Source organism: Agromyces lapidis, from assembly GCF_009749405.1.
Taxonomy (GTDB): domain Bacteria; phylum Actinomycetota; class Actinomycetes; order Actinomycetales; family Microbacteriaceae; genus Agromyces; species Agromyces lapidis.
Genome location: NZ_WBIQ01000007.1, coordinates 1 through 24,188 on the forward strand (window position 1 = coordinate 1; position 24,188 = coordinate 24,188).

General features: G+C 70.5%; 26 protein-coding genes, 1 tRNA gene and 1 rRNA gene. 25 read left to right on the forward strand and 3 right to left on the reverse strand.

Annotated features, from left to right (window positions below; genetic code table 11):
- A 5S ribosomal RNA gene (rrf, locus tag GQQ93_RS18255) occupies window positions 1-71 on the forward strand; the annotation flags it as partial.
- Between the two features lie 377 nt (window positions 72-448).
- Here the strand turns inward: rrf and GQQ93_RS17885 are convergent.
- Window positions 449-1,297: a hypothetical protein gene (locus GQQ93_RS17885; protein WP_170296174.1), complete on the reverse strand. Its 849-nt coding sequence runs from the start codon at window positions 1,295-1,297 to the stop codon at window positions 449-451.
- A 63-nt stretch (window positions 1,298-1,360) separates the two neighbouring features.
- Here GQQ93_RS17885 and GQQ93_RS10855 point away from each other — a divergent pair, with 63 nt between their 5' ends.
- From GQQ93_RS10855 to cmk, 15 genes are all read left to right on the forward strand, one after another.
- Window positions 1,361-2,224: a hypothetical protein gene (locus tag GQQ93_RS10855; RefSeq protein WP_246192286.1), complete on the forward strand. Its 864-nt coding sequence runs from the start codon at window positions 1,361-1,363 to the stop codon at window positions 2,222-2,224.
- On the forward strand, window positions 2,199-3,233 hold the full coding sequence (locus GQQ93_RS10860; protein ID WP_157424264.1) for an HAD-IIA family hydrolase: 1,035 nt from the start codon (window positions 2,199-2,201) through the stop codon (window positions 3,231-3,233). Before GQQ93_RS10855 ends, GQQ93_RS10860 begins: the two co-directional genes overlap by 26 nt.
- A gap of 40 nt (window positions 3,234-3,273) precedes the next feature.
- Window positions 3,274-3,465 carry a hypothetical protein gene (locus tag GQQ93_RS10865; protein WP_157424265.1) on the forward strand — a complete coding sequence of 64 codons (192 nt, stop codon included), beginning with the start codon at window positions 3,274-3,276 and terminating at the stop codon, window positions 3,463-3,465.
- Window positions 3,465-4,274: a TlyA family RNA methyltransferase gene (locus tag GQQ93_RS10870; protein ID WP_157424266.1), complete on the forward strand. Its 810-nt coding sequence runs from the start codon at window positions 3,465-3,467 to the stop codon at window positions 4,272-4,274. The genes GQQ93_RS10865 and GQQ93_RS10870 overlap by 1 nt, the downstream gene beginning before the upstream one ends.
- Window positions 4,271-5,185, forward strand: coding sequence for an NAD kinase (locus GQQ93_RS10875; protein WP_246192287.1), 915 nt, complete (start codon window positions 4,271-4,273; stop codon window positions 5,183-5,185). Before GQQ93_RS10870 ends, GQQ93_RS10875 begins: the two co-directional genes overlap by 4 nt.
- A gap of 24 nt (window positions 5,186-5,209) precedes the next feature.
- Window positions 5,210-6,910 carry a DNA repair protein RecN gene (recN, locus tag GQQ93_RS10880; protein WP_157424268.1) on the forward strand — a complete coding sequence of 567 codons (1,701 nt, stop codon included), beginning with the start codon at window positions 5,210-5,212 and terminating at the stop codon, window positions 6,908-6,910.
- Window positions 6,911-7,049: 139 nt separating this feature from the next.
- On the forward strand, window positions 7,050-8,735 hold the full coding sequence (pyrG, locus tag GQQ93_RS10885; protein WP_157424596.1) for a CTP synthase: 1,686 nt from the start codon (window positions 7,050-7,052) through the stop codon (window positions 8,733-8,735).
- Window positions 8,728-9,402 carry an NUDIX domain-containing protein gene (locus GQQ93_RS10890; RefSeq protein WP_157424269.1) on the forward strand — a complete coding sequence of 225 codons (675 nt, stop codon included), beginning with the start codon at window positions 8,728-8,730 and terminating at the stop codon, window positions 9,400-9,402. Before pyrG ends, GQQ93_RS10890 begins: the two co-directional genes overlap by 8 nt.
- Window positions 9,399-10,304 carry a site-specific tyrosine recombinase XerD gene (xerD, locus tag GQQ93_RS10895; protein WP_157424597.1) on the forward strand — a complete coding sequence of 302 codons (906 nt, stop codon included), beginning with the start codon at window positions 9,399-9,401 and terminating at the stop codon, window positions 10,302-10,304. Before GQQ93_RS10890 ends, xerD begins: the two co-directional genes overlap by 4 nt.
- Window positions 10,305-10,361: 57 nt before the next feature.
- Window positions 10,362-11,249, forward strand: coding sequence for a ParA family protein (locus GQQ93_RS10900; protein ID WP_157424270.1), 888 nt, complete (start codon window positions 10,362-10,364; stop codon window positions 11,247-11,249).
- Entirely contained in the window at window positions 11,233-12,084 is an 852-nt protein-coding gene (locus GQQ93_RS10905) for a segregation and condensation protein A (RefSeq protein WP_157424271.1), read from the forward strand. Before GQQ93_RS10900 ends, GQQ93_RS10905 begins: the two co-directional genes overlap by 17 nt.
- Entirely contained in the window at window positions 12,074-12,856 is a 783-nt protein-coding gene (gene scpB, locus GQQ93_RS10910) for an SMC-Scp complex subunit ScpB (protein ID WP_157424272.1), read from the forward strand. Before GQQ93_RS10905 ends, scpB begins: the two co-directional genes overlap by 11 nt.
- Complete coding sequence (locus tag GQQ93_RS10915; RefSeq protein ID WP_376864023.1) at window positions 12,846-13,658, forward strand: pseudouridine synthase; 813 nt, start codon at window positions 12,846-12,848, stop codon at window positions 13,656-13,658. The genes scpB and GQQ93_RS10915 overlap by 11 nt, the downstream gene beginning before the upstream one ends.
- Window position 13,659: 1 nt before the next feature.
- Window positions 13,660-14,742 (forward strand): prephenate dehydrogenase, encoded by a 1,083-nt coding sequence (locus GQQ93_RS10920; protein WP_157424273.1) that lies wholly within the window; start codon window positions 13,660-13,662, stop codon window positions 14,740-14,742.
- A 33-nt stretch (window positions 14,743-14,775) separates the two neighbouring features.
- Window positions 14,776-15,447, forward strand: a complete 672-nt coding sequence (gene cmk / locus GQQ93_RS10925) for a (d)CMP kinase (RefSeq protein ID WP_157424274.1) — start codon at window positions 14,776-14,778, stop codon at window positions 15,445-15,447.
- A 51-nt stretch (window positions 15,448-15,498) separates the two neighbouring features.
- Here cmk and GQQ93_RS10930 read toward each other — a convergent pair whose 3' ends face one another.
- A complete protein-coding gene (locus GQQ93_RS10930; protein WP_157424275.1) occupies window positions 15,499-16,359 on the reverse strand; it encodes a GAP family protein in 861 nt (286 codons plus the stop codon).
- 118 nt (window positions 16,360-16,477) lie between these two features.
- Between GQQ93_RS10930 and GQQ93_RS10935 the strand changes: the two genes are divergently transcribed.
- The 4 genes from GQQ93_RS10935 to GQQ93_RS10950 all read left to right on the forward strand — a co-directional run bounded on the left by GQQ93_RS10935 (window position 16,478) and on the right by GQQ93_RS10950 (window position 20,347).
- Entirely contained in the window at window positions 16,478-17,680 is a 1,203-nt protein-coding gene (locus GQQ93_RS10935) for a sensor histidine kinase (protein WP_170296176.1), read from the forward strand.
- Window positions 17,677-18,369 (forward strand): response regulator transcription factor, encoded by a 693-nt coding sequence (locus GQQ93_RS10940; protein WP_157424277.1) that lies wholly within the window; start codon window positions 17,677-17,679, stop codon window positions 18,367-18,369. The genes GQQ93_RS10935 and GQQ93_RS10940 overlap by 4 nt, the downstream gene beginning before the upstream one ends.
- 132 nt (window positions 18,370-18,501) lie before the next feature.
- Complete coding sequence (gene der, locus GQQ93_RS10945; protein WP_157424278.1) at window positions 18,502-20,010, forward strand: ribosome biogenesis GTPase Der; 1,509 nt, start codon at window positions 18,502-18,504, stop codon at window positions 20,008-20,010.
- Between the two features lie 100 nt (window positions 20,011-20,110).
- Window positions 20,111-20,347 (forward strand): DUF167 domain-containing protein, encoded by a 237-nt coding sequence (locus GQQ93_RS10950; RefSeq protein ID WP_157424279.1) that lies wholly within the window; start codon window positions 20,111-20,113, stop codon window positions 20,345-20,347.
- Between the two features lie 3 nt (window positions 20,348-20,350).
- On the opposite strand, the gene GQQ93_RS10955 is transcribed toward GQQ93_RS10950, so the two are convergent.
- Window positions 20,351-20,974, reverse strand: coding sequence for a GNAT family N-acetyltransferase (locus GQQ93_RS10955; protein ID WP_157424280.1), 624 nt, complete (start codon window positions 20,972-20,974; stop codon window positions 20,351-20,353).
- Between the two features lie 148 nt (window positions 20,975-21,122).
- Between GQQ93_RS10955 and GQQ93_RS10960 the strand changes: the two genes are divergently transcribed.
- From GQQ93_RS10960 to GQQ93_RS10980, 5 genes are all read left to right on the forward strand, one after another.
- On the forward strand, window positions 21,123-21,560 hold the full coding sequence (locus GQQ93_RS10960) for a MarR family winged helix-turn-helix transcriptional regulator (protein WP_246192288.1): 438 nt from the start codon (window positions 21,123-21,125) through the stop codon (window positions 21,558-21,560).
- Window positions 21,557-22,231: a hypothetical protein gene (locus GQQ93_RS10965; protein ID WP_157424282.1), complete on the forward strand. Its 675-nt coding sequence runs from the start codon at window positions 21,557-21,559 to the stop codon at window positions 22,229-22,231. The genes GQQ93_RS10960 and GQQ93_RS10965 overlap by 4 nt, the downstream gene beginning before the upstream one ends.
- Before the next feature lie 93 nt (window positions 22,232-22,324).
- Window positions 22,325-22,401, forward strand: a tRNA-Pro gene (locus GQQ93_RS10970).
- A gap of 178 nt (window positions 22,402-22,579) precedes the next feature.
- The gene (locus GQQ93_RS10975) at window positions 22,580-22,816 is read left to right on the forward strand and encodes a helix-turn-helix transcriptional regulator (RefSeq protein WP_157424283.1); all 237 of its coding nucleotides are present in this window, start codon (window positions 22,580-22,582) and stop codon (window positions 22,814-22,816) included.
- Window positions 22,817-22,852: 36 nt separating this feature from the next.
- Window positions 22,853-24,046 (forward strand): tyrosine-type recombinase/integrase, encoded by a 1,194-nt coding sequence (locus GQQ93_RS10980; protein ID WP_157424284.1) that lies wholly within the window; start codon window positions 22,853-22,855, stop codon window positions 24,044-24,046.
- The last annotated feature ends 142 nt before the right edge of the window (window positions 24,047-24,188 follow it).

Genomic DNA, 24,188 nt, shown 5'->3' on the forward strand with positions numbered 1-24,188 from the left:
CGGAAGCTAAGACTCGCAGCGCCGATGGTACTGCAGGGGGGACCCTGTGGGAGAGTAGGACACCGCCGGACAAACATTACGAAGAGCCGCCCACCACGTGGGCGGCTCTTCGCCTTTAACACGAACCTCACCCAACCACCAACGGGAGGGCGGCTCGTTGCACCGATGAGCGACGCCTCGAACGCGAGCGCCGGCCGCTCGTCCTGGGTGATCAGGTCCGCGGGGAGAGACCCGCAGTACGGTTGAGTCTGACGAGACTCCCAATGACAGGAACAGCGTGAGCGATTCGAGGCAGGACTCGGCCGACCAGAACCGACCCGATCGGGGCAAGCAGGGCGACAGCGCCCGTGGCGCCTCAGGCGCGCGGAAGACGACGAGGTCTTCGGGCGACCGGGCGGCGAGCGGTGATCGAGGCGCGAAGCGCCCGTACGAGCGACGCGACGATCGCTCATCGCACGGCGACCCGAAGCGTTCCTACGGTTCTCGCGACGACCGCAAGCCCTACGGGGACCGTGGCGAGCGGAAGCCCTATGGCGACCGTGACGCTCAGCGCTCGCACGGCGGGCGCGACGATCGCAAGCCGTACGGTGACCGTGGTGACCGGAAGCCTTACGGCGACCGTGATGCTCAGCGCTCGCACGGCGGGCGCGATGACCGCAAGCCGTACGGTGACCGTGGCGAGCGGAAGCCCTACGGCGACCGTGACGCTCAGCGCTCGCACGGCGGGCGCGACGATCGCAAGCCCTATGGTGACCGTGGCGAGCGGAAGCCGTATGGTGCGCGCGATGACCGGAAGCCTTACGGTGACCGTGGCGAGCGGAAGCCTTACGGCGACCGCGATGCGCAGCGTTCGTATGGTGCTCGCGATGACCGGAAGCCGTATGGTGACCGTGGCGACCGCAAGCCTTACGGCGACCGCGATGCGCAGCGTTCGTATGGTGCTCGCGATGACCGGAAGCCCTATGGCGACCGTGGCGACCGCAAGCCCTATGGAGACCGCAAGCCTTACGGCGATCGCGATGCGCAGCGTTCGTATGGTGCTCGCGATGACCGGAAGCCCTATGGTGACCGTGGCGAGCGGAAGCCGTACGGTGCTCGCGATGACCGGAAGCCGTACGGCGACCGTGGCGAGCGGAAGCCCTACGGCGACCGCGATGCGCAGCGATCGCATGGTCCTCGCGACGAGCGGAAGCCGTACGGCGACCGTCGCGACGCTCCGCGCTCCGGCGGTCATCGAGACGACGAGGCTCCGCGCGAACGTTACGGTGCGGCCGACCTTGCGGTCCGTCCCCGTCACGACGACCCCTTCATTCCCGAGCGGATCGACCCGCGCGATCTCGACAAGGGTGCACGCGCCGAGTTGAAGACGCTCAGCAAGGAGAACGCCGACTGGGTTGCTCGGCATCTCGTCGCGGCATCCGAGCTGCTGGAGGCGGACCCCGAACTCGCCCACCGTCACGCGATGTCCGCTGCGCGGCGCGCGGGCCGTATCGCGGTCGTTCGCGAGACGCTCGCGATCACCGCCTACGCGACCGGCGACTTCGCACTGGCGCTCCGCGAGCTCCGCACCTACCGGCGCATCTCGGGTAGCAATGACCAGCTGCCGCTGATGGTCGACAGCGAGCGCGGCGTCGGGCGCCCCGACCGTGCGCTCGAGGTCGGTCGCGCGGTCGACCGCAACGAGCTGCCCGCGGCGGTGCAGGTCGGCCTGGCGATCGCGATGTCCGGTGCGCGCCTCGACCTCGAGCAGCCGGAACTCGCGCTCTCCGAACTCGAGATCCCGCAGCTCGACCCCGATCGCGCCTTCTCGTACAGCCCTGCCCTCTTCTCCGCCTACGCGGAGGTGCTCGAGGAGCTCGGCCGCGAGACCGAGGCCGCCGATTGGCGCGCCCGGGCTGCCCGCGCGGAGGCCGCGCTCGGCGGCCCCGCGGAGGCGGAACTCGTCGAGATCTTCGAGATCGAGATCGAGGGCGACGATGCGGAGGTCGCAGTCGCCGCCGATGGTCCCGAGACCGAGACCGAGACCGAGACCGAGGACGCGACGACTGACGACGACGAGGACTCGGTCGACGAGACGCCCGAGCTCGCCGAACTCGAAGACCCGGGCGCCGTGCTCGAGCCCGATGTGGCCGCGGTGCTCGCCGAGGGCGACGCGTTGGAAGCCGAAGCCGCATCGATGTCGGACGAGGGCGACGCCGATGGCGCTGTTCCGCGCGAAGACTGAGCCCTCGACGCCGCTCGACGGCATCGACGCGGTCTTCGCCGACCTCGACGGCGTCGTCTACGCCGGCGCCGGGGCGATCCCGCATGCGGTGGAGAGCCTCAATCAGGTCAAGCCGGCTCGAGCGCTCGGTTACATCACGAACAACGCGTCCCGCAGCGATGCCTCCGTCGCCGGCCACCTCGCCGAGCTCGGCCTCGACGTCGTGCCCGAAGAGGTCGTCACGTCACCGCAGGCGGCGATGCAGCTGCTCGACGGCCAGGTCGCGCCCGGCGCGCTCGTGATGGTCGTCGGCGGTGAGGGCATCGAGGTCGAGCTGCGCAAGCGCGGGTACCGCGTGACCCGGTCGGCCGACGATGCGCCCGATGCGGTGGTGCAGGGCTTCACGCCCGAGATCGGCTGGAAGGAACTGGCCGAAGCGGCGTTCGCGCTCAACGCGCACGGCGGTCCGGATGCCGCGACCCCGGGCATCCCGTGGATCGCGACCAACATGGACTGGACGATTCCGGTCGCCCGGGGCATCGCGCCCGGCAACGGCACCCTGGTGTCGGCTGTGCACACCGCGGTCGGCCGGTTCCCGCTCGTCGCCGGAAAGCCCGAGACGCCGATCTTCGAAGAGGCTCGCCGCCGTTTCGCGGCGTCGACGCCGCTCGTCGTGGGCGATCGGCTCGACACCGACATCCTCGGTGCGAACCGTGCCGGCATGGCGAGCGCCATCGTGCTGACGGGCATCGATCGCGCGAAGCAGCTGCTCGCAGCCGACGCCAAGAGCCGTCCCGACTTCATCCTCGCCGACCTCAGGGGACTGCACGAGCCCTACCCGATCGTCGAAAAGCGTCGCGGCGGCGCGATCCGCGTGCGCGATGCGAAGGTCGCTGTCGAGGCCGATCGCGTCGAGATCCTCTCCGACGGTGGCGATTCGCTCGACCTGCTGCGGGCGGCCTGCGCGGCGATCTGGAGTTCCGGCACCGCCATCCACGCACTCGACGTTCCGACGCGCCTGTATTCGTGATGGTCGCGCGGGTGTGGGCGGCCCGGGGTACCGTGGACTCGTGAGCACTGACGACGACACCGATTTCGGCGCCGACGAGCCGGGCGCCGTGCTCGGCGAAGAAGCGCGCGCCGCGCTGGCCGAGATCGACGACCTGCCGCTCGCCGAACGAGCTCCCGCCTACGACGCCCTCGCCGCGCGGCTGCGCGACGAGCTCGAGCAGTCCGACCCGTCGCGCGTCTCGCCCCGGTGATGACCGAGCAGCGACTCGATGCCGCACTCGCGAGCCGGGGTCTCGCCCGATCGCGCACGCATGCGGCGACCCTCATCGCAGGCGGGCTCGTGACGGTCGACGGCAAGGCCGTCGTGAAGCCGTCCGTGAAGGTCTCGCCCGACGCCGCGCTCCTGGTCGCGGCATCCGATCACTACGTGAGTCGCGCCGCGCACAAGCTCATCGCGGCGCTCGACGAGTTCGGGGTCGATCCCGAGGGCCGCGTGGCCCTCGATGCCGGCGCGTCGACCGGCGGTTTCAGCCAGGTGCTGCTCGAACGCGGTGCGCGCACGGTGCTCGCCGTCGACGTGGGGCACGGGCAGCTCGCACCGCAGCTCGCTGAGGCCGCGGGGCTCGTGCTCGTCGAGGGCTGCAACGTGCGTCACCTGACCGCCGAGTCGCTCGCCGCGTCGACGGGTGTCGCTGCGCGCCCCTCGCTCGTGACGGCCGATCTCTCGTTCATCTCGCTCACGACCGTGCTGCCTGCGCTCCGTGAGACGGCTCTGCCCGATGCAGACTTCGTGCTCCTCGTGAAGCCGCAGTTCGAGGTCGGCCGTGGGGGAGTGCGTGAGGGCATCGTCCACGATGCCGCGCTGCGCTCCGAGGCCGTGATGAACGTGCTGTGGGCGGCGCACGACCTCGGACTGCGCACGGCCGGCGTCTCGTCCTCCCCAATCGCCGGCTCGCACGGCAACCGCGAGTTCCTCGTGCATCTCAGCGCTGCGGTCGGGTCCGATCCGTCAGAATGGTCGAGTCGGGTCGACGAACTGGCAGGAGGAGTGCACGGGTGAACGACGCACGGCATTTCCTCGTGGTCTCGCACACCGGTCGGCAGGCCGCGCTCGAGGCCACGGGCGAGGTCTGCACGCAGTTGCTCGACGCCGGCGCCGTTCCGGTGATCGCCGCCGAGCACTGGGACGACGTGCACGCCTTCGTGCCCGGACTCGACGGCGGCGTGGTGCGCTTCGAAGACATCGATCCCGGTGTCATCGAGCTCGTCATCGTCCTCGGCGGTGACGGCACCATCCTGCGGGCGGCCGAACTGATCCGCGACGCTCCGGTGCCGCTGCTCGGGGTCAACCTCGGGCACGTCGGCTTCCTCGCCGAGAGCGAGCGAGATGACCTCGGCTACACCGTCTCGCGGGCGCTCGCGCACGACTACACCGTCGAAGAGCGCATGACGCTGTCGGTGCGGGCGAAGGTCGGCGACGACGTCGTCTACGAGAGCTGGGCGCTCAACGAGGCGACGGTCGAGAAGGCCGAGCGCGAACGCATGCTCGAGGTCGTCATCGAGGTCGATCGCCGCCCGCTCTCCTCGTTCGGCTGCGACGGCGTGGTGATGTCGACGCCGACGGGGTCGACGGCGTACTCGTTCTCGGCCGGCGGCCCCATCGTGTGGCCGAGCCTCGAGGCGCTGCTGCTGGTGCCGCTCAGCGCGCACGCGCTCTTCGCGCGCCCGCTCGTGGTCGGGGCCGACTCCTCGCTGGCCGTCGAGATCCTGCAGCGCACCGAGACTTCGGCGGTCATCTGGTGCGACGGCCGGCGCACCTTCGACCTGCCGCCCGGGGCGCGCGTGATCGTCCGCAAGTCCGACGTGCCGGTGCGCCTCGCCCGCCTCCACGAGGCGCCGTTCACCGACCGGCTCGTCAACAAGTTCCAACTGCCCGTGACGGGCTGGAGGGGGCCGGTCGGCCGTGAGTGAGTTCTCGAAGAGCGAGGCAGCCCGATGATCGAAGAGCTGGGCATCCGCGACCTCGGTGTGATCGCCGAGGCGACGCTGCCGCTCGGTGCGGGCTTCACCGCGGTGACCGGCGAGACCGGCGCGGGCAAGACGATGGTGGTCACAGCGCTCGGTCTGCTGCTCGGCGCGCGGTCGGATGCCGGAGCGGTCCGCTCCGGTGCGAAGCAGGCGTGGGTCGAAGGGCGCTGGCTCGTGGCCGACGAGGGCCCCATCGCCGAGCGGGTCGCCGACACCGGGGGAGAGATCGAGGCCGGCGAACTGCTGCTCGGTCGCTCCGTGTCGTCCGAGGGGCGCAGCCGCGCGGTCGTCGGCGGCCGCAGCGCTCCCGTCGGCGTGCTGGCCGACCTCGGCGACGAACTCGTCGTCGTCCACGGCCAGGCCGACCAGCAGCGCCTGAGGTCGGCCGTCGCCCAGCGTGAGGCGCTCGATCGTTTCGCGGGTCCGACGCTTGCCGCGACCCTCGACGAGTACCGCGCGGTGTACGAGGCGTGGCGCGCAGATGCGACCGAGCTCACCCGGCTGCGAGACGATCACGAGGCGCGTGCGCGCGAGGCCGAGGCGCTGCGCGCCGACCTCGATGCGATCGAGGCGGCCGACCCGCAGCCCGGCGAAGACGTCGAACTCTCAGAACGCGCCGATCGGCTCTCGAACCTCGAAGAACTCAGGATCGAGGCGGCACAGGCGCGCGCCCTCCTCTCCGCAGACGAGGTCGTCGACGACGCCCCCGACGCGGTGACCCTGGTCGAGGCGGCCCGACGTCACCTCGACCGCGTCGTCGCGCACGACGCAGGACTCGCCCCGATCGCCGAGATCCTGACGAACGCCGGTTTCCTCCTGGCCGATGCGGCCGCCGAGCTCGCCGGGTACCTCACCGGCCTCGACGCCGACGGCGCCCGCGAACTCGAGATCGTGCAAGAGCGACGAGCCCTGTTGGGGTCGCTCATCAGGCGCCACGGCGGCGAACTCGACGAGGTGCTGGCGTTCCGCCGCGACGGCGGGCTGCGCCTCGTCGAGCTCGACGGCGACGACGACCGCATCACCGTGCTCGAAGCGGCGGTCGATTCCGCGGCCGCCGAGGTCGACCGGCTCGCGACCCGCATCACCGAACAGCGCACCGAGGCCGCGGCGCGCCTCGCCGAGGCGGTCACGCACGAGCTCGCCGCGCTCGCCATGCCCGACGCCGTGCTCACGGTGAGCGTCGAGCCGGGTGCCGAGCCGTCGGTGCACGGGCGAGACCAGGTCGCGATCCTCCTGAGCCCGCATCCGGGTGCCGAGCCTCGCTCGGTCTCGCGCGGTGCGTCGGGCGGTGAACTCTCGCGGGTCATGCTCGCGATCGAGGTCGTCATCGCCGGCACCGATCCCGTGCCGACCTTCGTCTTCGACGAGGTGGATGCGGGCGTCGGCGGTGCCGCAGCGATCGAGATCGGGCGACGACTCGCCCGGCTCGCCGAGCGCTCGCAGGTCATCGTCGTCACGCATCTCGCGCAGGTCGCCGCTTTCGCGTCGAACCACCTGAGCGTCGTGAAGGGCACCGACGGCGCGGTGACCGCCTCGAGCGTCAAGCAGCTCGTCGGCGCCGAACGAGAAGCGGAGATGGCCCGGTTGCTCTCGGGTCTCGCCGATTCCGAGAGCGGACTCGCGCACGCGCGCGAACTGCTCGAGATCGCCTCGGAGCGCGCAGCCTGAACAGGGCGGTCGCAGCAGAGAACGACGAGACCGAGCCGGTCTCGAACGAACGAAGGGGGAACGTGTGGGGCAACTCGGGTCGACGGGTCAGGAACGTGGGTTAGAATATAAGCCCGTGGTGGATGAACGCGGCAGGGCGCTGAACAGCGCAGACATTTCGAACGACACGACCAAGCACATTTTCGTGACCGGTGGTGTCGTTTCTTCGTTGGGCAAGGGCCTCACGGCGGCGAGCCTGGGCAATCTTCTGACGGCTCGGGGGCTCCGAGTGGTCATGCAGAAGCTCGACCCCTATCTCAACGTCGATCCCGGAACGATGAACCCGTTCCAGCACGGCGAGGTCTTCGTGACCGACGACGGCGCCGAGACCGACCTCGACATCGGGCACTACGAGCGATTCCTCGACATCGACCTGAGCCAGGCGGCGAACGTCACCACCGGACAGATCTACTCGACGGTGATCGCGAAGGAGCGTCGCGGCGAGTACCTCGGCGACACGGTGCAGGTGATCCCGCACATCACCGACGAGATCAAGCGACGCATGCGCCTGCAGGCGACCGAGACCCCGAAGCCCGACGTGATCATCACCGAGATCGGCGGCACGGTCGGCGACATCGAGTCGCAGCCCTTCATCGAGTCGGCCCGTCAGGTGCGTCACGAACTCGGCCGCAAGAACGTGTTCTTCGTGCACGTCTCACTCGTGCCGTTCATGGGCGCCTCCGGCGAGCAGAAGACGAAGCCGACCCAGCACTCGGTCGCCGCGCTTCGTTCGATCGGAATCCAGCCCGACGCACTCGTGCTCCGGAGCGACCGGCCGGTGACCGAGGCGAACAAGCGCAAGATCGCACTCATGTGCGACGTCGACGAGGGTGCGGTGGTGAACGCGGTCGACGTGCCGTCGATCTACGAGATCCCGACGATGCTGCACGAACAGGGCCTCGACGCCTACATCATCGACGCGCTCGGCCTCGACGAGAAGTCGGACGCGGTCGACTGGTCCGGCTGGAGCGACCTGCTCCGCGTGGTGCACGACCCGAAGCACGAGGTCACGATCGGCCTCGTCGGCAAGTACATCGACCTGCCCGACGCCTACCTCTCGGTCACCGAGGCGCTGCGCGCGGGCGGCTTCGCGAACGATGCGAAGGTGAAGATCGAGTGGATCCCGTCGGACGAGTGCAAGACGCCCGAAGGGGCGCAGAAGCACCTCGGCCACCTCGACGGCATCTGCGTGCCCGGCGGCTTCGGCGTGCGCGGCATCGAGGGCAAGCTCGGTGCGCTGCACTTCGCCCGTGAGAACGGTCTGCCGGTGCTCGGCCTCTGCCTCGGCCTCCAGTGCATGGTCATCGAGTACTCGCGCAACATGGCCGGACTGCCCGGCGCCTCGTCGAGCGAGTTCGACCCCGACACGCAGTTCCCCGTCATCGCGACGATGGAGGAGCAGGTCGAGATCATCGCCGGCGGCGACCTCGGCGGCACGATGCGCCTCGGCCTCTACCCCGCGACCCTCGGCGAGGGCACCATCGCCGCCGAGCTCTACGGCTCGACGGAGGTCAGCGAGCGGCACCGTCACCGCTACGAGGTGAACAACGCCTACCGCGACCGCATCGCCGAGGCCGGTCTCGTGTTCTCGGGCCTCTCGCCCGACCGCAACCTCGTCGAGTTCGTCGAGCTGCCGCGCGAGGTGCACCCCTTCTACGTCGGCACCCAGGCGCACCCCGAGCTTCGCAGCCGTCCGAACGACGCGCACCCGCTGTTCCGCGGACTCGTCGCTGCTGCGATCGAGCGCCAGCAGGCGAGCCGGCTGTTCGACGTCAGCAATGGCTGAAGCCGCTGACGCGGTCGTCGGCGATCAGGGAGACCTGCTCGCCGACGACCGCGTCGCGCTCCCGATCGTGACGAGCGAGCGCGTCTTCGAGGGCCGGGTGTGGAACATCCGGCGCGAGAGCTTCGAGCTCGCAGGCGACGAGATCGTCCGCGAGTTCATGGACCATACCGGTGCCGTCGGCGTGCTCGCCCTCGACGAGCACGACCGAGCGCTGCTGATCAAGCAGTACCGGCACCCGATCCGCATGCGCGACTGGGAGATTCCGGCCGGGCTTCTCGACGTCGAGGGGGAGGACCCCCTCGCCGGCGCGCAGCGCGAGCTGGCCGAAGAGGCCGACCTCGAGGCATCCGAATGGGCGGTGCTCGCCGACTTCGCGACCTCACCGGGCGGCAGCGACGAGATGATCCGCGTGTACCTCGCCCGCGGCCTGCGCGCTGCGCCCGAGGTGCACGCTCGCGAGGCGGAGGAGGCCGAGATCGAGGTGCGTTGGGTGCCGCTCGACGACTGCGTCGACGCGGTGCTCGCCCGGCGCATCCACAACGGCCCCCTCTCGATCGCGGTGCTCGCGGCGCACGCGGCGCGCGCCCGCGGCTGGCAGGGGCTCGGTGAGGCGGATGCCCCGTGGCCGAACCGCACCCCGCCGGTTCGAGGCGCGACGGACTCATGACGACCGCCGCGCTCGTCGACGGGTACCTTCGGCACCTGACCGTCGAACGCGGACTCGCGCGGAACACGATCGCCTCGTACCGGCGCGACCTGGCGATCTACGCCGACTGGCTCGACGTGCGCGGGGTCGCCGATCCCGGTCGGGTGCGCGAGTCCGATCTCGCCGACTTCGTCCGCTTCCTCGGCGCCGACCGCACTCCCGTGCTCGCGACGTCGTCGATCGCGCGGGTGCTGTCGGCGGTGCGCGGACTCCATCGATTCCTCGCCGAGGAAGGCGAGATCGAGGCCGACGTGTCGAAGGAGCTCCGGCCGCCGAAGCTGCCGACCCGGCTGCCGAAGGCGATCCCCGTCGAGGACGTCGCAGCGCTCATCGCCGCCGCCGGCGGCGAAGAGCCCGTCGAGCTCCGCGACCAGGCGCTCCTCGAGCTCCTCTACGCAACGGGTGCGCGGGTCTCCGAGGCGGTCTCGCTCAACGTCGACGACCTCATCGACGAGGAGGTCGTGCGGCTCTTCGGCAAGGGCGGCAAGCAGCGCGTCGTGCCGCTCGGCAGCTACGCGCGCCGGGCGATCGACGCGTACCTCGTGCGGGCACGGCCGATCTTCTCCGCCCGCGGCCAGGCGACACCGGCGCTCTTCCTCGGGGTCCGCGGTCGGCGCATGTCGAGGCAGGCCGCGTGGGACGCGATCACCGCAGCAGCCGAGAGGGCGGGCCTCGAGACATCCGTCTCGCCGCATACGCTGCGACACTCGTTCGCGACGCACCTGCTCGAGGGCGGTGCCGACGTGCGCGTCGTGCAGGAGCTCCTCGGACACTCCTCGGTCGCGACGACGCAGATCTACACGCTCGTCACAGCCGATACACTCCGGGAGATGTACACGGCAGCACACCCGCGTGCTCGCTAGAATCGACCAAGCCCAGATCGATCAGGCACCGCGCCGCCCCAGGAGAGAAGACGACACGTGACGCAGCACCAGCAGGACTCGGCGGTCGGAACCACCTCGCCCGGGCCCGAGCTCGGTCCGACGGGTCGGCCGTCTCGTGAGTTCCCCGATCCTGCGGCGCTCGCCTCGCACGGCCCGGCGCGTATCATCGCCCTCTGCAACCAGAAGGGCGGGGTCGGCAAGACGACCACGACGATCAACCTCGGCGCGACGCTCGCCGAATACGGCCGCCGCGTGCTCGCGATCGACTTCGACCCGCAGGGCGCGCTCTCGGCGGGGCTCGGCGTGCAGACCCATGATGTGCCGACGATCTACGACCTGCTGCTCTCGCGCCAGTTCGAGCCGAAGGACGCGATCCAGCGCACGAGCGTCGAGGGGCTCGACGTGATCCCCGCGAACATCGACCTCTCGGCCGCCGAGGTGCACCTGGTCACCGAGGTCGCGCGCGAGCAGATCCTCGCGGGCGTGCTCCGCCGGGTCTCCGCCGACTACGACGTCATCCTCATCGATTGCCAGCCGTCGCTCGGCCTCCTCACCGTCAATGCGCTGACGGCGAGCCACGGCGTGATCATCCCGCTCGAGTGCGAGTTCTTCGCGCTGCGCGGCGTCGCCCTGCTCATCGAGACCATCGACAAGGTGCGCGACCGTCTCAACCCCGCGATCGAGCTCGACGGCATCCTCGCCACGATGTACGACGCGCGCACGCTGCATTCGCGCGAGGTGCTGGAGCGCGTCGTCGACGCGTTCGGCGACAAGGTGCTCGAGACGGTGATCACGCGCACGGTGAAGTTCCCCGACGCGACGGTCGCGGCGACGCCGATCACCGAGTTCGCTCCCGAGCACCAGGCGTCGAAGGCGTACCGGCAGCTCGCCAGGGAGCTGGTGTTCCGTGGCGCGGTCGCCTGAGGCGTCGGCCTCTGCGCACGAGCCGGCGACGGATGCCTCGGAGGGCGGCTCGGAGCCGGGGTTCCGCGTTGCGCTCACCAACTTCGAGGGGCCGTTCGACCTGCTTCTCTCGCTCATCGCGAAGCACGAGCTCGACATCACCGAGGTGTCGCTGTCGAAGGTCACCGACGAGTTCATCTCGTACCTGAAGGGGCTCGACTCCGAGGAGGAGCTCGACCGTGCGAGCGAGTTCCTCGTCGTCGCGGCGACCCTCCTCGACCTCAAGGTCGCGGGCCTGCTGCCGCAGGGCGAGCTCGTCGACGCCGAGGACGTCGCACTGCTCGAGGCGCGCGACCTGCTCTTCGCCCGCCTGCTGCAGTACCGCGCCTTCAAGGAGGCGGCGCGCTGGTTCAGCGGCAACCTCGACGCCGAGTCGTCGCGCCACGCGCGAACGGTGCGGCTCGAGGCGCAGTTCCGGCAGCGCGCGCCCGAGCTCGTGTGGTCGCTCTCGGCCGAGGACTTCGCGGCGCTCGCGACGTTCGCGCTGACGCCCCGCGAGATCCCCGTCGTCGGACTCGATCACCTGCACGCGCCGCTCGTGTCGATCCGCGAGCAGGCCGCCCACGTCGTCGCGATCCTGCGTCGGGGCGAGCCGGTCACCTTCCGCCGGCTGATCGCGGGAGTGGGGCAGCCGGGCGTCGTGGTCGCCCGGTTCCTCGCGGTGCTCGAACTGTACCGGCACGCCGCGATCGGCTTCGACCAGCTCGAACCGCTCGGCGAACTGACCCTGCACTGGGCCGCCGAGAGCTGGTCCGACGCGAACCTCGAGAGCCTGGGGGCCGACTATGACGAATGACGACGACACCGTGGAGACGTCCGAGCCGATCGACGAGACCGCTGAGGCGGTCGGAGCGGCCGAGCCCGGCGCGCCAGACTCCGTCACCGAGCCCGACGCGGCCGAACCCGACGCGGCGGACGACGGCCCCGAGCTCTCGGTCGCGACCCCGCTCGACGTGCCCGGGCAGCCCCGCCTCGACCTCGACCGTGCGATCGAGGCGATCCTGTTCATCGCCGACGAACCCCAGAGCGTCGTGCACCTCGCGGCGGCGGTCGCCCGCCCGGTCGCCGAGGTGCGGGCGTCGATCGCCCGCCTGCGGGCCGACTACGACGGCGAGGCCGTCTCGGGTGAGCCGCGCACCGATGTGCCCGCCGACGAGGGGGCTGCACGCAGCATCCGTCGCGGTTTCGAACTTCGCGAGGTCGGCGGCGGCTGGCGCTTCTACGTGCGCACCGACTACGACGCGCTCGTCACGTCGTTCGTCGTCACGCAGTCGTCGACGAGGCTCTCGCAGGCCGCGCTCGAGACGCTGTCGGTGATCGCGTACAAGCAGCCGATCTCGCGCTCGCAAGTCGCCTCGATCCGCGCGGTGAACGTCGATTCGGTCGTGCGCACCCTGCTCGGCCGGGGCCTCGTCACCGAGGTGTCGAGCGATCCCGAGACGGGCGCCATCCTGTACGGAACCACCGAGCTGCTGCTCACGAACCTCGGCATCAACTCGCTCGACGAACTGCCGCCGATCTCGCCGTTGCTCGACGACGGCCAGGAGGGATTCGACCTTGACCGATGAACGAGGCGCCGTGAACGACGGTGCGGACGGCAACCGGCAGCGGCTGCAGAAGGTGCTCGCCGCGGCGGGCGTGGCCTCGCGCCGCGTCGTCGAGGACTACATCGTGCAGGGGCGCATCGAGGTGAACGGCGAGGTCGTGACCGAGCTCGGCACGCGCGTCGACCCCGAGACCGACCTCGTGTCGGTCGACGGGGTGGCGGTGCAGCTCGACACCGCGAAGCGCTACTACATGCTGAACAAGCCGGTCGGGGTGGTCTCGTCGATGCGCGACGAGCAGGGGCGGCCCGATCTGCGCCGCTTCACCGACGAGCTCGAGGAGCGCGTCTACAACGTGGGCCGGCTCGATGCGGAGACGAGCGGGCTGCTCGTGCTCACGAACGACGGCGAGCTCGCGCACGTGCTCGCGCACCCGTCGTTCGGCGTCGAGAAGACCTACATCGCGAAGGTGCGCGGACGGGTGGCCCCGCAGACCCTCCAGCAGCTGAAGAACGGCATCGTGCTCGAGGACGGACCGATCAAGGCCGACCGTGCACGCCTGCTCCAGGCGCAGGGGGACTCCCGCCATTCGATGGTGCAACTCACCCTGCACTCGGGCAAGAACCGCATCGTGCGCCGGATGCTGCAGTCGGTCGGGCACCCCGTCGTCGAGCTCGTTCGCCGCCAGTTCGGGCCGCTGCACCTCGGTACACTGAGGGCCGGCCAGCTGCGCGAGCTGACGAAGACCGAGCGGGGTCTGCTGCTCACGATCGCCCGCGAGGCGAGGGCCGCCCGGGGCGAGTCCGGAGCGAACGAGGAGAACTGAGATGGTCGAGTCACGGCTCACGGGGCCGGTGCGCGTCGTCGGTGCGGGTCTGCTCGGCACGAGCGTCGCGCTCGGGCTGCGGGCCCGCGGCATCGACGTGATCCTCGCGGATGCCTCGCCCACGCATGTGGCGCTCGCCGTCGACCTCGGCGCGGGTCGATCGGCCGAGCCGGGCGATGCGCCCCAGCTGATCGTGGTGGCGGTGCCGCCCGACGTGACCGCTCGCGTCGTCGCCGACGAGCTCGCATCCTTCCCCGAGGCGATCGTGACCGATGTCGCGAGCGTGAAGGGCGGCATCCTCGATGAGCTCGAGGCCGCAGGCGCCGATGTCGCGCGCTACATCGGCTCGCACCCGCTCGCCGGGCGCGAGCGCGGCGGCCCGCTCTCCGCACGCGCCGACCTCTTCGCCGGTCGCCCCTGGGTGGTCGCCGCCCATGACGCGATCAGCTACCAGCGGGCGGGCGCGATCGACGACCTCATTCTCGACCTCGGGGCGACCCTCGTCGAGATGACCCCCGACGAGCACGACCGAGGCGTCGCGCTCATCTCGCATGTGCCGCAGGTCGTGTCGAGCGTCATGGCGCGCCGCTTCATCGATGCCCCGAACGCCGCCCTCGGCCTCGCCGGCCAGGGTGTGCGCGACGTCACGCGCATCGCGGCGAGCGACCCCGACCTGTGGGTGCAGATCCTCGGGGCGAACGCGGCACCCGTGCGAGACATCCTCGTCGCCGTGCGCGACGACCTCGACCGTTTCATCGACGCCCTCGGCGACCCGGTCGCGCCGGGCGCCCGTCGCCGCATCGCCGAGGAGCTCACCGGCGGCAACACCGGCGTCGCCCGGCTGCCCGGCAAGCACGGCACCGACAAGCGCTTCACGACCGTCATCGTCATGGTCGACGACCGGCCGGGGCAGCTCGCCCGCCTGCTCGCCGAGATCGGCGAGATCGGCGTCAACCTCGAAGACCTGCGACTCGAGCACTCGCCCGGGCGCCAGGTGGGCCTCGCCGAGGTGCAGGTGGTGCCCGAAGCCGCCGAACGACTGACCAACGAGCTGGCCGAACGCGGCTGGCGCATCGCCGGCTGAGCCGGCCGAAACACCCATCACCTGGAGGCATCCGTGCAGTTCCCCTTCGTCGTGGCCGTCGACGGCCCAGCCGGCAGCGGCAAGTCGAGCGTGTCGAAGGCCGTCGCCCGGCGCCTCGGGTACGGCTTCCTCGACACCGGCGCCGCCTATCGCGCGCTGGCCTGGCACGCCGAGGCCGGCGGCGTCGAGCCCGAGGATGCGGCATCCGTGATCTCGTGCCTCGCGAGCTTCGACTACCGCATCGGCACCGACCCCGCGGGGTACCGCGTGCACGTCGGCGCGACCGACGTCACCGACGCGATCCGCGACCCGCAGATCTCCTCGGTCGTGAGCCTCGTCGCACGGGTGCCCGAGGTGCGCACGCACCTCATCGAACTGTTCCGCTCGATCATCGCCGCAGAGCAGCGCCCCGGCATCGTCGTCGAAGGGCGCGACATCACGACGGTCGTCGCGCCCGATGCGCCCGTGCGTATCCTGCTCACCGCCTCAGAAGAGGTGCGGATGTCCCGACGTGCCGCCGAACTCACGGGCCACGATGCGGGCAAGACCGGCGAGCAGCTGCGCGCCCGTGATCGGGCCGACTCGAAGGTGGTCGACTTCACGAACGCCGCCGAGGGGGTCACCGTGGTCGACTCGACCGAGCTCGATTTCGAACAGACCGTCGACGCGGTGATCGCAGTCGTCGAGTCGGTATCAGCCGAGTAGCCCGGCGGCAGCGCTCGGCCGGCGGCCAGCCGGCGCTCGCTCAGGCGCGGGTCAGCGCCGGGTCAACTCCTCGAAGGCCGCGAAGATGCCGAGCTCGCTCGCGGCGCTCCGTGCGACGAGGAACCCGACGATCCCGAGGATCCAGGCGGTGTTCTCGGCCGCGGTGCGCTCGAGCCATGCGCCGAGGCGTTCGAGCGGACGCCGCACGAGCGGCGCGGCGACCAGGCGGAGTCCGAGCAGTACGAGCGCGGGCGCGATCATGAGCGCGCAATAGCCGGCCAGGGCCGCGATCCGCATCCAGAGCTCGAGCTCGGCTTCGGCGACCAGGCCCATCGCGACGAGGTAGGGCAGCATCGTCGCGACCTCGATGAGCCCGGCGGCCAGCGCGACCGCCATGACGTTCGCGGGGGAGACCGCGTCGGAGAGCAGCCGGTCGCGCCATCGTGCGACGCGGCCGCCCGAGGTGCTCGGGGCGGTGCCCGCCCGGGTGCTCGAGGATCCGCTGCCGCCGGATCCGCTCAGCCGATCCGCGGCGACGCACGGCTGCGTGGTGATCGCCTCGGCACCGAGCGTCTCGACGCCGACTCGTTCACGCACCTTCTCGCGGGTCGGCATCGCGATGCCGACGAGCAGCAGCGCGACGCCGACGACGAGCCGTGCGACGAGCCCGGCCGTCGAGTTCACGAAGCTCTGCCCCGCCTCGATGAAGTTCACCATGCCGAGCGTGACGAGCACGCCGACGAGGAGGTAGAAGCCCGCGATCGTGACGAGGTACAGCAGTACCCGGTCTCCGCGCAGGCGCGGCGCGAGGAGGAGGAACACGGGGATGAGCAACGTGCCGATGCTGAGGCCGTCGAGGAGGGCGAGCGCCGCGAGCGAGAGCTCGAGCGGCACACCGGTGGGGAGGTTCATGCCAGAAGTCTGCTCAGGCGCGTGCGGGAGCGGATCGGGCGGATGACTGAGACGGATGAGGGCGCCTCGTCCTTTCGGCGTAGGCCCCGGCGACCGGGTGCATGGTTCGATGGAGGGCATGGCGACGACGAGCGAGACGACGGGACACGAGAGCGCCCGCCCCGGGTGGGTGCAGCGGCATCGACCGCTCCTCGACGCCGCCGGCGTCGCTGCGGTGAGCGCGATCGCCGCCGCCGCCGGACTCGGCGAGATCTGGGACGTGCTCTCGGTGCTGCCCGAGTCCGTCTCGCCGTGGTGGGGCTTCGTGATCGCGGTGCCCGCCATCGTGTGCGTCGCGCTGAAACGACGGTACCCGCGCACCGGGCTCGCCGTCACGACCGTGCTCGCCGTCGTGGCGCTGTTCACGGTCGGCGGCATCGGCACGATGGTGGCGTTTCTCGACCTGCTGTGGACGGTCACCCTCGGATCGACACCGGTAGGGCGTCGCCGCATCCTCGCCGGGTGCGCCGCCGCGACGGCCGCGATCCTCGCAATGACGCTCGTCGTCACCGGCGATGTGCGCATCGCAGTGCTGATCGGGTTGCAGCTCGGTGCCCTCCTCGGCGCCGACTACTGGTGGGCGACGGCCGTGGCGCAGGCGAACGAACTCGCCGAGCTGCATCGTCGAGAGGCGCGCGAGGTCGTTCGGCTCGCCGAACGCGAACGGGATGCCGCGCTGCAGCGCGAGCGGGACGGGATGGCTCGCGAGCTGCACGACCTCGTCGCCGGCCACGTGTCGGCGATGGCGATCAGGGCCGAGGCGGCGCTGTCGAACGAGCGCGATCCCGCGGCAGACGGTGCGGCGCTGCGTGCAGTCCGCGACTCGAGCCTCGAGGCGCACGAGGCGCTGCGCTCGATGATCCGGGTGCTGCGGGCGGGCGGCGGCGAGCTCGTCGTGCCGCCGCGGCTCGACCGGGTGCCGGCCTACATCGACGAGGCCCGACGCACGGGGCTCGAGGTGAGCTTCGGCGGGCCGCCTGCGGCGACGGTCCCAGCGGCGGTCGAACAGCTGGCGGCGAGCGTCGTGCAGGAGTCGCTCGCGAACTGCGTGCGTCACGCCGCGGGCGGCCGGGTCGCGATCGACATCGCGCTCGACGAGGATGCGCTCATCGTGCGCGTCGACTCCAGGGACGGCCGCCGCCTCGACCGGCCCGAGCTGCCCGGCAACGGCTCGGGTCTCACGATGCTCGCCGAACGCGTGCGCGCGCTGGGCGGCCGATTCGACGCGGGCCCGGTCGGAGCCGGCTGGTCGGTGCGCGCGAGCCTTCCGGTGAACGCGTGAGCGCGCCGCGAGTGCTGCTCGCCGACGATCACGGCGCGATCCGCGAGGCGCTGCGGATCATGCTCGAGACGCACGGGATCCTTGTCGTGGGGGAGGCCGCCGACGGCGCCGCCGCCGTCCGCAACGCCGCGGCACTCCGACCCGACGTCGTGCTGATGGACCTCCGCATGCCCGGGGTGGACGGCGTCGCGGCGACGCGCGAGATCCGCGACCGCGGTCTCGGCGACGTGCTCGTCCTCACGAGCTTCGACGAGGACGAGCTCGTGTTCGGGGCGATCCGCGCGGGTGCGGCGGGCTTCCTGTTGAAGACGACCGACGCTGCCACTCTCGTGGACGCCGTGCACCGGGTCGCGGCCGGTGAGGGGGTACTCGATCCGCGGGTGACGCGGCGTGCGCTCGCGGCGCTCGCCGGCGGCCCGGGAGCCGCGTCGGCGGGCGAGGCGGCGGAGGCCGCGACCTGGCAGCAGGGCGAGCGCGGTGACGCGCCGATCTCCCCGCTGACCGGTCGCGAACGCGAGGTGCTCGCCGGAATGGCGCAGGGCTGGTCGAACGCCGAACTCGCCGACCGCCTCGGCATCGCGGTGCCGACGGCGAAGACGCACGTCTCGAACGTGCTCGCGAAGCTCGGCGCGAGAAGCCGGACCCATGCGGTCGCGATCGCGCGAGGAGACGAGCCGGATCGCGCGTGAGCCGTATCGCAGAGCCGCGTCCGGCGTCCGGCGGCCGATGGCGAGGGCGGCGGCATCCGATGTTCTCAGCATTCATACGGCAGACTGGGAGTTGCGCGCATTCGCGCCCTCGACTTTCTGCAGGAGACATTCATGACCGACCAGCGCGACGAGTACGACGACGTCGCCGACGACCTTGCCGAGCGTCTCTCGGTCGTCGACGACGATCTCGCCGAGCAGCGGGCCGCTGCGCTCCGCTCGGGCCTCAGCGACTACGAACTCGATGACGACGACCTCGAGGTGCTCGAGATCTCCGAGGGCGGCGAAGAGGGCATCCGCTATCTCCCGGCACTGCCGGTGATCGCGATCGTCGGCCGCCCGAACGTCGGCAAGTCGGCGCTCGTGAACCGCATCCTCGGCCGCCGCGAGGCCGTCGTCGAAGACACCCCCGGCGTGACGCGAGACCGCGTCTCGTACAAGGGCGAGTGGCTCGACCGCCGCTTCACCCTCGTCGACACCGGCGGCTGGGAGCCCGACGCGAAGGGCATCGACGCGTCGGTGGCCGCGCAGGCCGAGGTCGCGATCGACCTCAGCGACGTGGTGCTCTTCGTCGTCGACGCGACCGTCGGCGCGACGTCGACCGACGAGCACGTCGTACGGCTGCTCCGCAAGACGAACAAGCCCGTGTTCCTCGTCGCCAACAAGGTCGACGACGCCCGCCAGGAGTCCGAGGCCACCGCACTCTGGAACCTCGGCCTCGGCGAGCCGCACCCCGTCTCCGCACTGCACGGCCGCGGCGTCGCCGACATGCTCGAAGCCGTCTTCGAGAAGCTGCCGCAGGTCTCGGCCGTCGCCAAGGAGGAGTTCGGCGGCCCCCGCCGTGTCGCCATCCTCGGCCGCCCGAACGTCGGCAAGAGCTCGCTGCTCAACAAGGCCGCTGGCGAGGAGCGCGTCGTCGTGAACGAGCTCGCGGGCACCACGCGCGACCCGGTCGACGAGCAGATCGAGCTCGGCGGCAAGATCTGGCGCTTCGTCGACACCGCCGGCATCCGTCGTCGCGTGCACCTGCAGCAGGGCGCCGACTTCTACGCGTCGCTGCGCACGCAGGCTGCGCTCGAGAAGGCCGAGGTCGCGGTCGTGCTGCTGGATGTCTCGCAGCCGATCTCCGAGCAGGACGTGCGCATCATCGACCTCGTGCTCGAGTCGGGCCGCGCGCTCGTGCTCGCGTACAACAAGTGGGACCTCCTCGACGACGACCGTCGTCGCTACCTCGAGCGCGAGATCGAGAAAGATCTGCACCACGTCGCCTGGGCGCCGCGCGTGAACATCTCGGCTCGCACCGGTCGTCACCTCGAGAAGCTCGTGCCGGCCCTCGAGACGGCGCTCGAGTCGTGGGACACCCGCATTCCGACGGGCAAGTTCAACGCGTTCCTCACCGAGCTCACGCAGGAGCATCCGCACCCCGTGCGCGGCGGCAAGCAGCCCCGCATCCTGTTCGGCACGCAGGCCGCGAGCCGCCCGCCGACATTCGTGCTCTTCACCACCGGGTTCCTCGACCCGGGTTACCGCCGCTTCATCCAGCGGCGCCTGCGCGAGATCTACGGCTTCGAGGGCTCGCCCATCGTCGTGAACATGCGCGTGCGCGAGAAGCGCCAGCGCTAGTCGCGTGACCCGGGCGGGTGAGCGATCACCCGCCCGCGTTCTCGTTCGCGAGTGCCGCACCGTTCGCCCGCCGAGTCGGGTCGCAGATTCGGAGTCGCCGTTGGAGATCACGATCCGGGTGAAGCCCGGAAGTCGCAAAGGACCGCTCGTCGAGGAGACGCCCGACGATCCTGCCGCATCGTTGACGGTGTTCGTGCGCGAGCGCGCAGTCGACGGAGCGGCGAACACCGGGGTCGTGGCTGCGGTGGCAGCGCACTACGGCGTGCCGCGGCGCGACGTCGAGATCGTGCGGGGCACGACCTCGCGGTTGAAGCGCGTGCGGGTCGACGGCGCGTGAGCGTCAGTCGGCGAGACGCCGCTGCATGATCGCGCGATCGGACTTGGGGCGGGCGACCTCGGTGAAGCCCGCGCCGACGAACATCGACACCGTGCCGTGGAAGAGGTCGGCGGCGGGGATCTTCGGGCGCGCGGTCGGGTCGATGGCGTACCCCTCGACGAGGCGTGCGCCGTTCGCCCGGGCGAACTCGACGGCCGCCTCGGCGAGCGCCCTGCCGACGCCGCGCTTGCGGTACGCGCGCGGCACGACGAAGCAGGAGACCGCCCAGACGCCCGGATCTGAGAGATCGGGGTTCGGCGTCGAACCGGCCACGAGCCGGCTCTGCTGCAGTCGGATGAGGTTCGGGCGCGGCTCGACGGCGCACCAGCCGACCGGGACGTCGCCGTCGTAGGCGAGGAGCCCCGGACCTGCTCCGGGCGCGTCGAGCTGCTCGTGCAGGCGATCGCGCAGGCCGTCGTCGCCGATGCCGCGCCAGTCTCTGCCCGGGATCTTGTACCACTGGCACCAGCAGTGGGCCGGATCGCCCCTCGTGCCGAAGACGGCCTCGACGTCGGCGAAGGGCGCGTCGGTCGCGGAGACCACGCGCAGGGGAGCAGGTTCGAGATCGTCGGGGAGCTCGGTGATCATGCCCTCACGCTATCGCCGGCCACCGACATCGCGGCGGATCGCGCCGGGGAGGCGCGCGCGGCGCGGAATGGCGAGGACTGGTGCGGAATGGCGCGGTGTGACGCGGGCCAGATAAAGAAGAGAGGTAACAATGAAGTATCATCATGATGTGGACGTCACCCTCCTCGACCGGCTGCTGCAGATCGGCGAACTCTTCCAGCGCGACATGGCGCGCGCCTTCGCCGGCACGGGCTTCACCCCGGCCAGGCTCCGCGTGCTGTGGGTGCTTCAGCACGACGGTGCGATGACGCAGCAGGCGCTCGCGGCCGAACTCGACGTCACCCCGCGCAACGTCAGCGGACTGGTCGATGCGCTCGAGGCATCCGGTCATGTGCACCGCGCGCCGCACCCGAGCGACCGTCGCGCGGTGCTCGTCGAACTCACGCCCCGCACCGCCCGCATCATGTCGCGCATGCAGCGCGAGCACGCCGAGCTCTCGGCGACCCTTCTCGACGCCGTGGCCCCCGCGGACCGGGCCGCCGTCGAACGCGGCATCGGCGCGATCGCCGACCGCCTCGCCGCGCTCGTCGAGGACGCCGACGCATGAGCGCGACGACGAGGGCGCCGGCCGAGGCATCCGTCTGGCTGAGGCTCGGCCGATTCGCGAAGCGCGCGTTCGCGATGGAGCTCGCGGTCTACGCGAGCATCGGGCGATTCATCGCGCGGCGGCCGGCGATCCCGCGCGGGGCGGTCGGGTTCGGCTATCACAGGCCGGTGCTGACCATCCTCGTGATCTTCATCGTCCTGTCGGCCGTCGAGATCCCGATCATCGACCTCGTCGTGCACCGGTGGCCGGCGGTGCGCATCGCGATGCTCGTGCTCGGCATCTGGGGGCTGACGTGGATGCTGGGCCTGCTCTGCGCCTTCCTGACGCGACCGCACACCGTCGGTCCCGAGGGGATCCGCGTGCGCGCCGGACTCGAACTGGACCTCGCGCTCAGCTGGGACGACGTCGCCTCGGTCGCCCGTCGCCTGCAGATCGACGAGCCCAAGTCGCCGAAGATCGTCGAACAGGATGCCTCGCGCACGCTGTTCGTGCGCACGAACAACGAGACCGACATCGAGATCGAACTCGAAGGGCCGACCGCGGTTCGGCTGCCCGGCCACGGTGCACTCGGGGGAGTGCAGGAGGTGACCGCAGTGCGAATCTGGGTCGACGACGCGGCTGCCTTCATGGACGAGGTGCGGCGTCATCTCGCGCCGGTGCGCGAGCGATAGGGCGAGTGAGACTCGGCTGAGGCCGCGTGTGCAAAAACACCCCTCCGGATACCGCTATGATGGTCAAGTTGCCTCGGAGGAACTCCGGAGCATCGGGCTGTGGCGCAGCTTGGTAGCGCACTTGACTGGGGGTCAAGGGGTCGCAGGTTCAAATCCTGTCAGCCCGACCAGAAAGTCCCGGAAACCTGAGGGTTTCCGGGACTTTGAGGTTAAGAGATTTGATCCTCCCATCGAAAACCCATCACTTTCACTTCTGCAGCACCTCTGATCCGGACTTCCCGTCTGAGATGGCCGTGTCGTCACCGGTCGGTTCCGATAGCTCAGGGGCGCAATGCGCACCTGACCGGTATGAACACGCACGAGGATCTGCCGATCAGTTCCGCGACGGTGCCCGCCGACGCATTCGGGCTCGAGCCGCTGTTGGACATCTCCGAGTTGGCCGCCTATCTGGGTGTGCCCGTTTCGACGCTCTACGACTGGCGCACTCGCGGCAAAGGGCCGGCCGCGTACCGTTTCGGCAAACACCTGAAGTTCGCCGCCTCCGACGTGCGCGACTGGGTGGCCGAGCAGCGGGAATCGGCGTAGCCCACGCTTCGATGTTCCGAGGGGTGGCGAACTGACATGGGCCGACCACGATTGACCATCGGCAGCTTCGGCGATATCACCACGCGGATCCTGCCATCCGGGCGATTCGAAGCCCGCACCCGCTACCGAGACTGGGACGGTCGCTCACGCATCGTGCAGGCCACTGCCGACACCGCCAAGGCAGCCGAGCGAGCACTCAAGCAGAAGCTGGCAGGGCGCTCGGAGCTCCAACCCGCATCCGGCACCGGCCACTTGACGCCGGACAGCGCCTTCGGCGACCTCGTCGCGTACTGGCTGCAGGACATCGACCTCGAAGGCCGGATCTCCAAGACGACTCGGATCCTGTACGAGCGCAACATGCGCACCCTCGTGCTGCCGGTGTTCGAGCACCTGACCCTGCGTGAGATCGGGGTGGCGCGCTGCGACCGCTTCATCAAGGAGCAGGCGAGGATCTCGTACAACCGCGCCAAGCAGTCGCGCGTCGTGCTGCGGCTCGCGCTCGAACTCGCGGTGCGGCACGAGGTGCTGCCAGCCAACCCGATGCATCACGTCTCCCGCGTGCACCGTGAGGCTCGGATGCCCGACGCGCTGACGAGCGTCGAGGTGAACGCGATCCGCGCCGTGATCGCCCGCTGGGAGTCCGGCGTCGACCACCTCTCAGGTCCCCGGCCCGATGGGCAGCTCGGCGCGATCGTCGAGGTCATGCTCGGCACGTCCGCCCGTATCGGTGAGGTACTCGCGATCCGACGGCGCGACATCGACGTCACCGGTCCGACGCCGACGATCCGCATCGCCGGCACGATCATCAGCCGTGCTGGCGAGCCGACGTTCCGGCAAGACCATCCGAAGACGGCGCAGTCACGGCGCATCGTCGCCTTGCCGTCATATACGGCCGAGGCGGTGCGGCGTCGACTCGCGGTCACCCGCGACCCAGATCCGGCGTCGCTGGTGTTCCGCTCGCGCGAGGGCACTCCGCTCACCACCGCCAACGTCCGGCGCCAGCTGCGACACGTGCTCGAGCGGGCCGGCATTGGCGGAGTGACACCGCACCTGTTCCGGCGCACCGTCGCGACCGCCGTGAACAACAACGCGAGCGTCGAACTCGCCGCCGAGTTGCTCGGGCACACCGATACGAAGATCACGGTGCAGCACTACATCCAGCGTCGGGAGCTGGTGAACCCAGCGACGGCGGAGCTTCTGGAGCGGGCGTTCAGGCGCGATGACGACTGATCGACATGCCCGGCAAGGACCGACGGTCAACAGGGATCGGTGGTATTCGTACGGTGCCGCTGAATCTGCGGCACCGTCTGATAGGGGTTTTGACGGTGGGGGCGAATCGCCCCCACCGCGTGATCAGGGGTTTTCTCCTTGA